The sequence below is a fragment of the Mycolicibacterium smegmatis genome (assembly GCF_001457595.1).
In the GTDB taxonomy this organism is placed as follows: domain Bacteria; phylum Actinomycetota; class Actinomycetes; order Mycobacteriales; family Mycobacteriaceae; genus Mycobacterium; species Mycobacterium smegmatis.
This window is the reverse complement of sequence record NZ_LN831039.1, coordinates 2,649,621-2,664,197: the sequence shown is the minus strand read 5'-3', so window position 1 is coordinate 2,664,197 and position 14,577 is coordinate 2,649,621. Positions and strand designations below refer to the sequence as shown.

Annotated in this window: 15 protein-coding genes; 8 read left to right on the top strand and 7 right to left on the bottom strand. The window is 67.1% G+C overall.

The window, feature by feature from the left end:
• Positions 1–24: 24 nt before the first annotated feature.
• The 3 genes from dprA to AT701_RS12660 are packed head-to-tail and all read right to left on the bottom strand — an operon-like array spanning position 25 to position 3,021.
• Positions 25–1,143, bottom strand: a complete 1,119-nt coding sequence (gene dprA, locus AT701_RS12670; protein WP_029104346.1) for a DNA-processing protein DprA — start codon at positions 1,141–1,143, stop codon at positions 25–27.
• On the bottom strand, positions 1,143–2,651 hold the full coding sequence (locus AT701_RS12665; protein WP_058125930.1) for a YifB family Mg chelatase-like AAA ATPase: 1,509 nt from the start codon (positions 2,649–2,651) through the stop codon (positions 1,143–1,145). Before AT701_RS12665 ends, dprA begins: the two co-directional genes overlap by 1 nt.
• A gap of 1 nt (position 2,652) precedes the next feature.
• Positions 2,653–3,021 (bottom strand): YraN family protein, encoded by a 369-nt coding sequence (locus AT701_RS12660; protein WP_003893869.1) that lies wholly within the window; start codon positions 3,019–3,021, stop codon positions 2,653–2,655.
• Between the two features lie 406 nt (positions 3,022–3,427).
• Here AT701_RS12660 and AT701_RS12655 point away from each other — a divergent pair, with 406 nt between their 5' ends.
• The 8 genes from AT701_RS12655 to AT701_RS12620 are packed head-to-tail and all read left to right on the top strand — an operon-like array spanning position 3,428 to position 10,386.
• The gene (locus AT701_RS12655; RefSeq protein WP_223495518.1) at positions 3,428–4,231 is read left to right on the top strand and encodes an IclR family transcriptional regulator; all 804 of its coding nucleotides are present in this window, start codon (positions 3,428–3,430) and stop codon (positions 4,229–4,231) included.
• The gene (locus tag AT701_RS12650) at positions 4,232–5,101 is read left to right on the top strand and encodes an isocitrate lyase/PEP mutase family protein (RefSeq protein ID WP_003893867.1); all 870 of its coding nucleotides are present in this window, start codon (positions 4,232–4,234) and stop codon (positions 5,099–5,101) included.
• On the top strand, positions 5,102–6,343 hold the full coding sequence (locus tag AT701_RS12645) for a 3-isopropylmalate dehydratase large subunit (protein ID WP_011728389.1): 1,242 nt from the start codon (positions 5,102–5,104) through the stop codon (positions 6,341–6,343).
• Complete coding sequence (locus AT701_RS12640; RefSeq protein WP_003893865.1) at positions 6,343–6,870, top strand: LeuD/DmdB family oxidoreductase small subunit; 528 nt, start codon at positions 6,343–6,345, stop codon at positions 6,868–6,870. Before AT701_RS12645 ends, AT701_RS12640 begins: the two co-directional genes overlap by 1 nt.
• A 9-nt stretch (positions 6,871–6,879) precedes the next feature.
• A complete protein-coding gene (locus AT701_RS12635; RefSeq protein ID WP_058125928.1) occupies positions 6,880–7,899 on the top strand; it encodes an ABC transporter substrate-binding protein in 1,020 nt (339 codons plus the stop codon).
• A 50-nt stretch (positions 7,900–7,949) separates the two neighbouring features.
• The gene (locus AT701_RS12630) at positions 7,950–8,744 is read left to right on the top strand and encodes an ABC transporter ATP-binding protein (protein ID WP_058125927.1); all 795 of its coding nucleotides are present in this window, start codon (positions 7,950–7,952) and stop codon (positions 8,742–8,744) included.
• Positions 8,741–9,607: an ABC transporter permease gene (locus tag AT701_RS12625; RefSeq protein WP_058125926.1), complete on the top strand. Its 867-nt coding sequence runs from the start codon at positions 8,741–8,743 to the stop codon at positions 9,605–9,607. The genes AT701_RS12630 and AT701_RS12625 overlap by 4 nt, the downstream gene beginning before the upstream one ends.
• Positions 9,604–10,386, top strand: a complete 783-nt coding sequence (locus AT701_RS12620; protein WP_058125925.1) for an ABC transporter permease — start codon at positions 9,604–9,606, stop codon at positions 10,384–10,386. The genes AT701_RS12625 and AT701_RS12620 overlap by 4 nt, the downstream gene beginning before the upstream one ends.
• Here AT701_RS12620 and AT701_RS12615 read toward each other — a convergent pair.
• Genes AT701_RS12615 through AT701_RS12600 form a run of 4 tightly spaced genes read right to left on the bottom strand, consistent with a single transcriptional unit; the run spans position 10,383 to position 14,550 of the window.
• Positions 10,383–11,606, bottom strand: coding sequence for an SGNH/GDSL hydrolase family protein (locus tag AT701_RS12615; protein WP_058125924.1), 1,224 nt, complete (start codon positions 11,604–11,606; stop codon positions 10,383–10,385). The two genes, AT701_RS12620 and AT701_RS12615, sit on opposite strands and share 4 nt — an antisense overlap.
• 18 nt (positions 11,607–11,624) lie before the next feature.
• Entirely contained in the window at positions 11,625–12,125 is a 501-nt protein-coding gene (locus AT701_RS12610) for a DUF3830 family protein (protein WP_003893859.1), read from the bottom strand.
• Positions 12,122–13,477, bottom strand: a complete 1,356-nt coding sequence (locus AT701_RS12605; protein WP_413232170.1) for an amidase — start codon at positions 13,475–13,477, stop codon at positions 12,122–12,124. The genes AT701_RS12610 and AT701_RS12605 overlap by 4 nt, the downstream gene beginning before the upstream one ends.
• A gap of 44 nt (positions 13,478–13,521) precedes the next feature.
• A complete protein-coding gene (locus tag AT701_RS12600) occupies positions 13,522–14,550 on the bottom strand; it encodes a D-2-hydroxyacid dehydrogenase (RefSeq protein ID WP_223495516.1) in 1,029 nt (342 codons plus the stop codon).
• Positions 14,551–14,577: the final 27 nt, after the last annotated feature.

The window sequence follows — 14,577 nt, the reverse complement described above, 5'->3', positions numbered from 1 at the left end:
GGAGACACTCACACCCCAGGTCGTCTACCGTCGCTTGTTCAGCCGCCACGTTCCGGCCTCCGATATCGCCAGACCAGCGATTTCGAGCATCGCTAAGGGCCCCAGAACGTGCTGCGGCGCGATCCCGGCCGCCACCGCGATCTCCTCGACGGTCACCGCACCTCGCGCGGGCAGCGCGTCATAGACCTGCTTCTCCCCCTCACTGAGCCCGTCGAGCCGAGTGACGGGACGCGGTTCGTCCGGCGCGAGCTCGCCGATGCGGCCGACGAACTCCACCACCTCCGCCGCGCGCGTCACCAGATGTGCATCACCGCGCAGCAGCGCGTGACACCCAGCCGATGCGGCCGAGGTCACGGGCCCGGGCACCGCGCACACCTGCCGGCCGATCATCCGCGCCCACGCCGCGGTGTTGGCCGCACCGCTACGCAGCCCGGCCTCCACCACCACAGTCGCCCCCGACAGCGCGGCGACCAGCCGGTTGCGCGTGAGGAAACGTAGCCGTCCCGGCGGGATACCGGGCGGATACTCGCTGAGCAGCAGACAGTCCTCGCTGATCCGCCGGAACAGCGCGCTGTGCCCGGCGGGATACGGATTGTCGATACCACCTGCGACGACCGCGACGGTGATGCCTTCGCTTGCCAGTGCCGCGCGATGCGCAGCTCCGTCGACGCCGTACGCGCCGCCGGACACCACGGTGACGTCACGCTCGACCAGTCCGGCGGCGAATTCACCGGTGACATGCTCACCGTAGGCGGTCGCTGCGCGGGTGCCGACGAGTGCGGCCGCGCGTTCGACGGCGTCGTCGAGACGTACCGGACCCACGGCCCACAGCACCAGCGGCGCACGGCCGGTGCGTTTGGCGAGCCGATCGAGCGGGTCGAAGGCCAGCCGCGGCCATTCGTCGTCCTCAGGTGTGATCAACCGCCCGCCCAGCCGATCGAGCACTTCGAGATCCTGTGCCGCGCAATCGACCTCACGCCGTGCGTCGACCCAGCGCCGCAGTTTCGGATCGACGTTGCCTGACCTCACCATGTTCGCGGCTTCGACCGGGCCGTGCGCGGACACCAGCGCCGCGAGGTCAGGGCACGGAGGTTCGGCGACACGCGACAGATAGGCCCACGCCCTGCGCACCTCGTCGCTCATCACATACCCCCGCCCTGTCGGAAGCTCAATGCCTGTGTGACGTCCTCGACCGTCGGCGACGTCCGGCCCGCCAGATCCGCGAGCGTCCATGCCACACGCAGACAACGGTCGGCTCCTCGGATGCTCACCGCGCCACGGTCCAACGCGATCCGCAATGGCGCCATGGTGTTCTTCGACAACCGAAACTTGCGGCGCAGCAGCGGGCCTGCCACCTCGGCGTTGGTGCGGATGCCGTACGGCCGCCACCGTTCCTCGGCCGCCCCCCGGGCCGCCGCGACCCGCGCGCGGACCTCGGCCGACGACTCCGCCGCCTCCGGCGTGAACGCCCCGGCACTGATCGGATGCAGTTCCACGCGCAGATCGACACGATCGACCAACGGCCCGGAAAGCTTGCCGCGGTACCGCAACCGGGCCTGCGCCGAACAGATGCAGTCGACCGGATTGGGCGGTGCGCACGGGCAGGGATTGGCGGCGAGCACGAGTTGGAAGCGCGCCGGATAACACGCGACGCCGTCACGGCGCGCGAGCCGGATCTCGCCGTCTTCCAAGGGTGTTCGTAGCGCCTCGAGTGCGCGGGCGCCCATCTCGGCGAACTCGTCGAGGAACAGCACACCGCGGTGGGCGCGGCTCACCGCTCCGGGGCGGGCCAGTCCGGTGCCACCGCCGACGAGGGACGCGACGCTGGAGGTGTGGTGCGGCGCGACGAACGGCGGCACGGTGATCAACGGGGTGTCCCCCGACAGCAGTCCGGCCACCGAATGGATCGCGGTCACCTCGAGCGCCTCTTCGTGTGACAACTGCGGCAGCAGGCCGGGAAGGCGCTGCGCCAACATGGTTTTCCCGGTGCCCGGTGGCCCCGTGAGCATGAGATGGTGCGCTCCGGCGGCCGCCACCTCGACGGCGTGCCTGGCCTGGAACTGACCGACCACATCGGCGAGATCCGGTGCCGGCTCCGGCCCCCGGGTCGGCGCGGAAACCCGGCCGTGCAACTCGGCCTTACCCTTCAGCCACGACTGCAACTCGCCCAACGTGCGCACACCCCAGACGTCGATACCGTCGATCAAACTCGCCTCGGCCAGGTTGTCGACCGGCACCACCACCGACGGCCACCCCTCACGCTTGGCTGCGAGCACAGCAGGCAACACCCCGGTCACCGGGCGCACCCGCCCGTCGAGCGCGAGTTCACCCAGCAGCACCGTCTTCTCCAACCGCGCCCACGTGGCCTTGGTGTGCGCCGACAACACCGCCGACGCCAGAGCCAGGTCGTACACCGAACCGACCTTGCGCAGCGTCGCGGGTGACAACGCCAACGTCAGCCGCGACATCGGCCAGGAACTCCCGCAATTCGTGATCGCCGCCCGGACACGGTCCCGCGACTCCTGCAGCGCCGTGTCGGGCAACCCCACCAGATTCACACTCGGCAGGCCGGAGGTGATGTCGGCCTCGATCTCCACGATCACCCCGTCCAGCCCCCGCACCGCAACCGAATACGCTCTGCCCAAACTCATCTCAACCCACCCCCGCCAGATGCACGATCTCCGGATCACGGCTGCGCCCCACCCGCACCCCGATCACATCGATGCGCAGTACCGCCCAGTGCGCGTCCTGGGCGGCCAACCAGATCGCCGCCAGCCGGCGGATCCGGCGCACCTTCTGCGGCGTGACCGCCTCTGCCAGACCGCCGAAACCGTCACCACTACGCGTCTTCACCTCGACGAACACCACCGTGCCCGTCGCCGCGTCCTCGGCGATGATGTCCAGTTCGCCGTACCGGCACCGCCAATTGCGGGCCAGCGTCTTCAAACCCAGAGCCGCCAGATGCTCGACGGCGACCTGCTCACCCAGTGCGCCCAGCTCGGCCCGTGTCAATGAACTCATGCCCACAACGTGCCGACACGCACCGACAGAGCCGGCCCACAGCGCTGAGTTATCCCCAGACGCGATTTCATCCACAAAGAGGGGCTTGATAGTTTGCGCTGCGCCCGTCGCGCCGAGGTCGAAAACAGCCCGGCGAACTGGATGAAACAGCCCGAACGGTCCCCGAGAATTCAGTTCGCCGGTTTCTCTCGATATCGAACAATTCGGCGACCGGAAGAGCCCAACGATCGCCGGATTCCGTTGCATCTCAGAGACTCCGAACGTAGAGCAGTTACGAACAGCAGCTCTGGAGGTGATCGAGAGAATCAATCAACAACGCGTTACCCACCCTTGACAGACGTGTTTCCTCGACGTTGACTGGGACCCCAGTGAGCGGTTTCACAAACCACTCAGTGGGGGTGATTTCTTGGCCGATCAGGAAACGTCGGGCCAGATGCTGGACCGGTTCGTCAGTGTGTTGAGCTGTTTTTCAGTTCACGCACCGGTGGCCACGGCCGCGGATGTCCGCGAGCGTACCGGCCTGCCACCGACGACAACCAACCGCTTGATACGCAGCCTCGTCGAGCGGGGCATATTGAGCCAGGACCCGCGCGGATACAAGCTGTCGCTGCGGTTCGTCGGCTGGGCCGAGGTCGCCAAGGCCGGATCCGACCTGGTGGAGGCCTCGACTCCGATCCTCGCCGAGCTACGGGACCGCTCGGGAGAATCGACCGGGCTGGCGCTGTTGGACAACGACTGCCGATACGTGATCAACAACTGCTCGTCGCGAAGATCGATCGTCTTCCACACCGAAATCGGTCAAACGCTCCCGCTGTACGCCGGGTCCGGAGGCAAGGTGATCCTCGCTTTCACCGACCACCTTCCGAACCTCAGACGACTGACCAAACTTGCCAGCGGCACCATCACCAGTCGCGCGAAGCTCGGAAAAGAGCTCGAGGTGATTCGGGAGCGCGGCTGGGCGTACGCACAGAGCGAGCGTGAGGACGGGCTGAACTCGGTGGCGGCGCCGGTGCTCGACGCGAGCGGCCTGATCGGGTCGATGACCATCGGCGGACCGGCATTCCGCATGGGGGAAGACAGAGCCGAAGAACTCGGGCTGATGGTCCTCGATGCGGCTCGCGAGCTGTCGCTGGCCATTGGATATCAGGGCAAGTACCCACCGGTGCGCGATACCGGCGACACGCAGAACACGACAATTAGGAGACGGTAAATGGAAGCTCGTCGGAAACTCAATGCGCAGATCGAGTCCGGCACGCTCACGGTGGCCCCCGGCGTGTACGACGGATTGACCGCCGCTCTGGTGAAACGCCGCGAGTTCAACGCGGCCTACATGTCCGGAGCCGCTGTCGCCGCCTCGCTCGGATTGCCCGACCTCGGCCTGACGAGTCAGAGCGAGATGGCTGCGCGTGTGGCCCTGCTGACGGGTGTGCTCGGCGACGTCCCGTTGATCGCCGATGCCGACACCGGATTCGGCGACATCATCAACGCCGTACGCACCGTCCAGTTGTACGAGCGTGCCGGAGTCGCGGCGATCCAGCTGGAAGACCAGATGTTCCCCAAGAAGTGCGGGCATCTCGACTCGAAGGAAGTTGTTGCGCCAGAGGACTTTCAGCGCAAGATCGAAGCCGTCGTCGAGGCACGCACCGACGACCGGATGCTGGTGATCGCGCGCACCGACGCCCTCGCGTCACGAGGTTTCGACGACGCGGTGGCCCGCGCCAGGAGTTATGTAGAAGCAGGCGCCGACGTCATCTTCATCGAGGCACCGCAGACCGCCGAACAGATCGCGGCCATCCCCGGGCTGATCTCCAAACCGACCCTGTTCAACGTCGTGCCACGCGGAAAGACGCCGCCCGTGTCACTCGAAATGCTGCAGACCGCAGGGTATTCGATCGTGATCGCGCCCGGCCTGGCATTCGGTGCGGCGGCCGACGCGGTCGACCACGCCCTGGCAACGCTGCGCGACGGTGACACCGACACGGGAAGCCAGTGGTCGCCTAACGAGCTGTTCCGTGCCGTCGGCCTGGACTACTGGGACGAGGTCGGCAAACGATTCGCGACTCCAACCGTAGGTGTGTGAATGGGATCCACCGTCATCGAGCAGTTACTGGGCAGGGCATCGGAGCACCCCGCGCCGAAGCCCGGCGACACCGTGGTGGTCGACGTCGACCTGACCGTGCTGATCGACCTGCAGTTCCAGCACGACCGGCTGCACCATGTCCTGCAAGTACACGATCCGGACAAGATCGCCGTCGTCATGGACCACGCCGTTCCCGCGCCGTCGATCCGCGACGCCTCAGGCGGTGAGCGGGCACGTGAATTCGCCCGGTCGCACGGCGTGAGCAAGTTCTACGACGTGGGCAGGCACGGAATCGTGCACCAGGTGATCGCCGAGCAGGCCCTCGCTCTGCCCGGGCAGAACCTCGCGTGCACCGATTCACACACGTGCGCCGCGGGTGCCCTCAACGTCGCCGCACGTGGCCTCGGTCCGGCGGAGGTCCTGCAGATCGTGTGCACCGGCAAGACGTGGCACATGGTTCCGCCGACCATCCGCTACGACCTGGTCGGGCAGAAACCGGACCACATCAACGGCAAGGACATCTTCCTGCACATCGCCGGCACGTACGGCGAAGCCACCGACCACGCGATCGAGTACGGCGGCCCCGGCCTGTCGAGTGTGCCGATGTCGGACCGTCGCACCATGGCCGCGCAGGGCGCGGAGGTCGGGGCGGACTTCTCGGTGTTCCCGGCCGACGAGGTGTGTCTGGAGTCGTTGGGTGACAGGGCGCGAGATGCGCACCCGTGCAACGGCGATGACGACGCCCGGTACGCGGTACGACGCTCCGTCGATCTCTCCGCTCTGAAACCCATGGTCTCCAAACCCGGCACGGTGATCAACAATTCGCTGCCGGTGAGCGAACTGGAGGACAAACCGATCCATCAGGCGTTCATCGGCTCCTGTGCCAACGGCCAACTCGACGACCTGCGTGTCGCGGCCACCATTCTCGACGGGAAGAAGGTGAAAAGCGGTGTACGGCTGATCGTCACACCGGCCTCGCAGCAGGTGTACCTCGACGCGGTGGCGGCGGGCTATGTCACCTCGATCGTCTCCGCGGGTGGCGTCGTCACCAACCCGACCTGCGGTGCCTGCTTCGGCTACCACATGGGTGTGCTCGGCCCCGGCGAGGTCTGCGTGACCGCCAGCACCAGAAACTTCAAGGGCCGCATGGGAAGTCCCGACGCCGAGATCTACATGGCCTCGCCCGCGACGGTTGCGACGTCTGCCATCGCCGGACACATCACCGCACCCGGAGGTGTCTGATGCCGACCGCCACACATGAACTCGTGCTCTCGGGTCGCTCGTGGACCTTCGGTGACGAGGTGACGACCGACGACATGTTTCCCGGGTACGCCATGCGACTGCCGATCCCGCAGGCCGCGCACGAGATGTTCGACGCATCACGCAAGGGCTGGCCCGAGATGGTGCGGGCCGGCGACATCGTCGTCGGCGGCGCGAACTTCGGGCTCGGATCGAGCCGGCCGGTGGCCTTGTTGTTTCGTGAACTCGGCGTCGCCTGCCTGCTCGCCGAGAGCTTCAACTCGCTGTTCCTGCGCAACTGCATCAACTACGGCCTGCCGATCCTTGCCGTGCCGGGAATTTCGTCAGCCGTCACCGAGGGCGACGAGTTGAGCGTCGACATCGTCAACGCGACCGTCCGGAACAACTCGACCGGGGCCGTCCTCACGTCGAAGCCCTACCCCCAGTTCCTCGTCGAGATCCTGCAGCGCGGCGGCCTGCTGCAGCGCCTCGAAGAAGACGGCTACCTACGACCGGGCACCACCGATTAGGAGCATCAGATGTCAACCACGCGCAAACTGTCCGCGGCCCTGGCAAGTTCCGTCGTCACGATCGGTCTGCTTGCCGGTTGTTCGGGAGCCGAATCCCGCGACGCCGATCCCGACAATCCGGTCAAGATCGACATCACGGTCACACACGACACCGAGCCGTTCTCCGTGCCGTGGCTCGTGGGGATCGACCAGGGCTTCTTCGAGAAGCGCGGCGTCGAGGTCGGCCAGATCGTGCCAGGAAAAGGCGGAGCGTCGACGATCCAGAACCAACTGTCGGGCGACCTTCCGATCGCCGATACGAGCTTCCCGGCCGTGGTCGACGCGAAGACGAGCGGTGCCGATCTCGTCATCGTCGGCGGCGCCGTGCAGTCGTTGGCGGGCAACGATTTCTACGCGCTCGCGCAGAACCAGGCGGTGAACTCCGTCGAGGATGTGAAGGTCTGGTCGTTCACCAGGGAAGGCTCCGTCACGCAGCAGCTGACCTACCTGTTGCCCGACGCCGAAGGGATCGACGCCGACGCCGTCCAACGCAAGGCGGCAGGCGGGCTCGGCGAGGGCATCGCGCTGCTCGAGGGCGGCGACGTCGATGCCGCCGTCGTCCCCATCGCCGAAGCGCTCAAGAACGCGCAGGCCTACAAGCTCGTGGTCTCGGCCAAGGAAGTGATCCCGAAGTTCCAGCAGACCGTGATGACGACGACGCCCGAGTACGCCGAGGAGCACCCGAATGTGATCAAGGCGATCACCGCCGGCTACGACGAAGCCGTCGGGTGGACCAGGGACAATCCGCAGCAGGCCGCCGCGATCTGGGCCAAGCACACCAAAGAGGACACCGCGGTCGCAGAAGAGATCGTGGCGAGCTACCTCGAATCCGACTACTGGGGCGTCGGATTCAACTCCGAGGCGATTGCCAACGCGTTGAAGGGCTTCGAGCTCGTCGGCAAGGACGCGTCAGAGGTCGACCTGTGTGAGCTGTTCGACCCGCAGTACCTCCCTGAAGGCGCGTCCACGACAGCCGCCGAAGACTGCTGACCTCTCGCCCTCGAAGGGAGACCACCATGCGACCAACCGCGGAGACAATCATGACCGACCAGCGAAGCGTCCGGCCGATCGTCGAGGTGTCCGGCTGTGTACAGCGGTTCGGCGGACTCCACGCCCTGGGACCGATCGATCTCACGATCCGATCCGGTGAGTTCGTGTCGATCGTCGGCCCGAGCGGGTGTGGCAAGTCGACGCTGCTGGAGTTGGTCGCAGGTCTCCAGGTCCCGGCCGACGGCGGGGTCTCGGTGGCAGGCGAGCCACTGCGCGGGCCGCGTGACCGCACCGCGATAGCGTTTCAGGAGTCGGCGACACTGCCCTGGCGGACCGTGCGGGACAACGTCGCGTTTGCGCTCGAGGTGCGCGCGGTGCCGAAAGCGGAACGCCGCCGACGTGCCGACGAGTTGATCCGCACGGTCGGACTCGCGGGGTTCGAGGACAATTATCCGTCGCAGTTGTCCGGCGGGATGCGTCAGCGCGTGGCCATCGCGCGCTGCCTGTCGATGGATCCCGACCTGATCCTGGCCGACGAACCGTTCGGCGCCCTCGACGAGCAGACGCGGTTGCTGATGTCGTTCGAGTTGATGCGCGTGGTCGAGGAGTTGTCCTGCGGCGTTCTGTTCATCACGCACAGCATTCAGGAGGCCGTGCTGTTATCCGACCGCGTACTGGTGATGAGTGCCCGCCCGGGAACGATCCTCGACGAGATCCACGTCGATCTGCCACGTCCGCGCGACGAGCACACGCTGGCCTCACCGAGGATGGCGGCGCTCACCGAAAGGATCTGGGCGCAGCTCAAAGACGAGGCAGGCAAGGCGATGGAAGCGACCCTGCGATGACGTCGGCGGAAACCGTGGCCACCACACCGGCGCCCGCCGCACCGGTCCGGACATCACGCGCCGCGCGCTCGGGTGTCCCCCGCTATGTGCGGCCGCCGGCAACACGGGTTCTCGCGCTGCCCGCGGGTGTGTGGCGGCTCATCCTGATCATCGCGTTCTTCGGAGGCGTCGAGATCCTCGCGCAATCCGGTGCGGTGCCGCGACTGTCACTGGTGCCGGTGTCGGAGATGGCCGTGCAGGCCGGTGAACTGCTGACCGACACGGATTTCCTGGTGAACGATCTGCTGCGCAGTGCGGGCATCGTCGTGGTCAGCTTCGTCGTGGCATCTGTGCTCGGCGTGGCGGTGGCATACCTGATGTGGCGCAGTGCCGTCGTCCGTTCGGCGCTCGAGCCATACCTCAGCGTCTTCTATGCGGTGCCGACGTTCGCGGTGTATCCGATCCTCGTCGTCCTGTTCGGCGTGGGCGTGTGGCCGATCGTCGTGCTCGCGTCGACGTTCAGCATCGTCGTCGTCATCCTGAACTCCCTGGCGGGCTTCGACTCGGTACCCGAGGTGGTGAGCAAGCTCGACCGGTCGTTGAAGCTGACCCGCTGGCAGTCCTTCCGCCTCATTCTCCTGCCGTCGGCCATGCCCGATATCGCGGCCGGTGTGAAGCTGTGCATGGCGTACTCCGTGATCGCCACTCTGGCAATGGAGTTCATCCTGGCCTCCGACGGACTCGGCAACTTCATCGCCGACGCCTACGACAGCTTCGCGGTCGCCGAGATGTACGGCGCGATCCTGATCGTCGGGGCTCTCGCGCTCATCGCGAACCTGGGGATCTCCGCGGCGTTGAACCGGCTCGATTGGAGGCGTCGATGACACAGACCGTCCCGACGACGAAACCGTCGTCAGATCGACTTCGTGCACGGGTACTTCCGCCCGTCGTCCTGCTTGTCGCCCTCGTCGCGGCTTGGTGGGTCGGCGCCGACATCCTCGACAGTGCCGTGTTCCCCACGCCGGCCGAGTCGATCTCCACGCTCGGTGCGGAGCTCACGGACAACGGGTTTCGCGCGAGCGTCGGTTCGACAGTGCTGAACCTCGCGATCGCGTACTCGCTGGTGGTGGCCGTCGGCGGTGTGCTCGGCGTGTTGATCGGATTGAACGCCTTCTGGAGCCGGACGCTGTCACCGCTCATCTTCTCGCTCCACAGCGTTCCCAAGATCGTGCTGTACCCGATCTTCTTGCTGTTCCTGGGTCTCGGCGCGTTGAGCCAGGTGTCGTTCGCGTTCTTCCAGGGCCTGCTGCCGATGTTTTTGATCATGCTCGAAGGCAGTGCCGGCGTGAACCGGCTGCATCTCAAACTCGCCGCCAGCCTGCAGATGAGTTACCCGGCACTACTGCGCAAGATCGTGGTACCGCAGCTGGTTCCGACCGTGCTCACCGCGATGCGGGTCAGCTTCGGGCTGACCTTCGTCGGCCTGATTCTCGCCGAGATGTTCTCCGGGACCACCGGACTGGGGTACGAACTGCTCCGCAACGTGACCCAGGTCAGGATGGCCAACATCCTCGGCGAGGTGCTGCTGATCACGGTGATCGCGTTGATCCCGACCGTTGCCCTGAAGTATTTCGAGCTCCGGGTGAAGGCACGCGCGCATTAGCTCGTCCGGACCGGTGACCACCCGGACACCCGGCCGTCCAGGACGTGCGCGAACCGCTGCGCGATCTGCGCGAACCGCTGCGCGATCAGTCGATGGGTGGCCGCGTCGGGGTGCAGGTTGTCGGGCAGCGGATGTGCGGCCTCGTCGCCGGGCCCGTACAGGTCCAGGCCGTCGACGTAGAACAGATACGGATCATCGGCCTGCCGGGACGCCACGATCTCGGCGAGATGATCGCGTATGCCGCTGAGGGTCAGGCGCCGCAACCCGGCATTGGGGACGAGGGCGTCGGCGGGGTCCCCCACTGCGACGAACCGCACGGTGCCGGACGCCAGCGCGTCGACGTCGAAACTCCCAGGACCAGGGGTGGTCTCGTGGATCGGGCAGTACAGCGGCCCGATGACGACGAGCGGTGCGCTCGGGTGTCCGTCGCGGATGGTGTCGAGGAATCCGTGCACGGCGGGCCCGAATGCCCGCCGGCGCATCAGGTCCGAGTTCACCAGGTTGATGCCGATCTTGACGCTGATCAGGTCGGCCGGACGATCGCGAATCGACCTGGCCACGAACGAATCCAGCATCGCGCTGCCCGAGAAGCCGAGATTCACCAGGTCGAGGTTCGCCTCAGAGGCCACCAACGCGGGCCAGGTGGTGCTGGGGGTGTCGGCGTTGGAGCCCTGGCTGATCGAACTGCCGTGGTGGATCCAGATGGGCCGGTCGGTCTGCGCGGGCGTGACGGGTGCGTCGGTGCGCAACCCGACCACTTCTGTTCGCTCATAGTGCGGCAGCCACAGCTCGACTGTCTTGTCGTGCTCAGGCAATTCCTCGAAGCGCAACGTCGCCACCTCACCCGGAACGGTTTCGCTCGCACCGGTCGAGGGGTCGATGCGCACCAGATCACCGCCGTACACCGTGGATCGGCGCACTCGCCGGCCGTCGATGAGCAGGTCGACGACGCCGTCGGCACGAGCCGGAATGCCCGTCAGCACAACACGTGTTCGCAGGACATCGAGTTCGATCGCGGTCGCGGCCGTGCGCACGGCCAGCCGCACGCCCGAGGGCTGCGCCTCGGCGCCCAGCAACTGTGGGTCGTCGCACCGCGCACGCGCAGGGCGCGGCAGGCGGTGTGGAAGCCAACCACGGCCGGTGTCTTCGAGTTCCGCGAGTCCGCGGAACAGGTCGACGGTGATCGGGCGTGGGAGCAGACCGAGGTTCGAAGAGGTCACTCCTCACACGCTACGTGCTCACTCCCGACGGCTGAAGCTCAAGGTCTCCCCGCGCACGCCGCCCATCCACAGGTCCTGGCAGGCCTCGGCCATCTCGTCGAGGCCTTCCACGATCGTGCCGAACACGTTGCCCGGCACCCAGCCCTGGTCACCGTTGATCAGCAGGTTGTTGCGCCCGTAGAACAGCGCGAGATCGACGATGCCCCCGGTGGTTCCGGTGCCCGTGGTGTTCTCGTAGCCGTAGGCGGGGTTGCCCAGATCGTCGGAGTCGAACGAGAACCAGCACAGGTCGCCCGGGATGGGCGTGATCGTGGTGTTCTCCTTGCCGGGATCGGCGGGCGCGAAAGCCGGTAGCAGCGTGTAGATCTCGTTGCGCGCGTACTTGCCGTGGAAGACCTGCGCCGACAGCGGCAGGGCATCCCAGACGGCCGCACAGGTTCGGGGCGCCACCTCGTCGAGTAACCGCGCGACGCAGCTGACGCCGCGCTTGTCCAACGACACCGTGATGAACCTGCTCAATGTCCCTCCCCTGTGAGAACTTTCGGAGTCTTCAAATGCCAGTCGGTGGCGGACTGGTACGCCTGGCCGACACGCAGTACGAGCGCGTCGGAGTGCCGGGGCCCCACGACCTGCAGGCCGATCGGCAGTCCGGCTGAGGTGAGCCCGCACGGCACGGTCAGCGCCGGTTGCTGGCTCAGGTTGAACGGGTACGTGTACGGGGTCCAACTGGTCCAGTCGGGTGAGTGCCAACCGTCGGGCACGTCCTGCCCGGCCGTGAACGCGGGAAGCGGAAGGGTCGGCGTGAGCAGCAGATCGTAGGTCTGGTGGAACCGCCCCATCCGCAGGCCGAGGTCCATCCGAACCGCCGTGGCGTCGAGGTAGTCGGCGGCCGAGAACGTCGCGCCGATCGCCGCGGTGCGCCGCAACCCGGGATCGACGCGATCGTCGACGGCGTCGCCGTAGCCCCGCAGGACGTGGGCCTCACCGGAGAACCACAGCACGTGGAACGCCTCGACCGGGTCGGCGAAACCGGGGTCGACCTCCTCGACTTCGGCTCCGGCAGCGGCGATCACGTCGACGGCGGCGCGTACCGCCGCGTCGACCTCGGGGTCGTTGTGCACGTAGCCGAGATTGGGCGAGTAGGCGACGCGCAGACCCGCGACGCCTGCGTCGAGACCGTCGAGGAACGAGGACGTCGGCGTCGGCATCGCGGTGCCGTCGCGTCCGTCGAAGCGGCTGATCACGTCGAGCAACGCCGCGCAGTCACGCACCGACCGCGTCATGGGGCCGACGTGCGCCAGGCTGCCGAACGCGCTCATGGGGTACAGCGGAACCAGACCGTAGGTCGGTTTGAGCGCGACGGTCCCGGTGAACCCGCCGGGGATGCGGACCGATCCCCCGCCATCGGTGCCCACCGACCAGGGCCCCATACCGAGCGCGACGGCCGCCGCGCTCCCGCCGCTGGATCCGCCCGCGGTCTTGGTGGTGTCCCACGGATTGACGGTCGCGCCGTACCGGTAGGAGTCGGTGACGCCTTTCCACGAGTACTCGGGGGTGGTGGTCTTGCCGATGATCACCGCGCCGGCTTCGCGCAACCGCGCGACACTCGGCGCGTCCTCGTCCCACGGACCGGCCTCGTCGATCAGCGTGCTGCCGCGCAGCGTCGGCCACCCGCGGGTCCACAACGCATCCTTGATCGACGTCGGCACCCCGTCGGCCGGTCCCAGCTGTTCACCTGAGAACCACCGCGCCTCGGACTCTTTCGCGGCGGCGAGCGCACCTTCGTGATCCACCAGAACGAACGCGTTCACCGACTTGTCGTAGGAGTCGATCGCGTCGAGTGCGGCCTGGGTCGCCTCGACCGGTGACATCTCCTTGCGCCGGTACGCCTCGACCAGATCTGTGGACGTCGGAATCAACGAACCCCCCTCCCTGCCTGGCTGATGTAGCCGAGCTTCTTGTCCACGACATTGTGCAGCGGTTCTCCGGCCAGCCAGCGCCGGACGTTCTCCGCGTACTGCTCGGCGAGCGTGTCGCGCCAGCCGACGACGTCACCGGACATGTGCGCGGTGATGGTGACGTTCGGCACATCCCACAACGGGTGGTCGGCGGGCAGCGGTTCGACGTCGAACGCGTCGAGCGTCGCACCGCCGATGCGATGTTCGGTCAACGCTGCGATCAGGGCCGCCTCGTCCACGACGGGCCCGCGGGCGATGTTGACCAGATGCGCGTCGGGTTTCATCGCCCCCAGCACGGCCGCGTCGACCAGGCCGCGCGTCGCATCGGTGAGCGGCACCGCGAGAATCAGGTGGTCACACCAGCCCACCTCGGCCGAAAGATCGCTGCTGGCAACCACTCTGCCGAAGTCCGGATCGTCGTCGCGCGCCGTGCGGCCCGCGCCCCTGACCTCCAGACCTGCCGCGCGCAGCAGGCGCGCGGTCTCTCGGCCGATGCCGCCGGTGCCGACCACGAGGGCGCGGGAACCCGTGACCCGGCGGGTCTCGCGGTGCTGCCAGCGGTGCTGTCGCTGCAGGTCGAGGCTTCGGCGGGTGTCCTTGGCGTGCGCGATCACCGCTCCCAGGACATACTCGGCGATGGGTCGATCGAACACCCCGTGGGCGTTCGTCACGACGACATCGGAGTCGCGCAGTTCATCGAAGAGCAGCGTGTCGACGCCCGCCGCGGTGACGTGGATCCACTCCACGGAACCGGCTGCGGACCACACGTCGCGAACGGCTTTGGAGAAGAAGTCCCACAACAGCATCGCGCGTGCACCGCGCACGGCCTCGGCGAGGGTGTCGGCGGTGCAGTAACGGAATTCGACGTCGAGCGCCTCAAGCCCGGGCGGACGATCGGACTCCTGCGCGCAGAGAACCGCGACGGCCGGACGTCGATCGCGGACCGCACGGCCACCGGCCGCACCGGACTGATTGGGTGTCGGCACGCGGTCGAGGGTAGGAACCAACTTGTC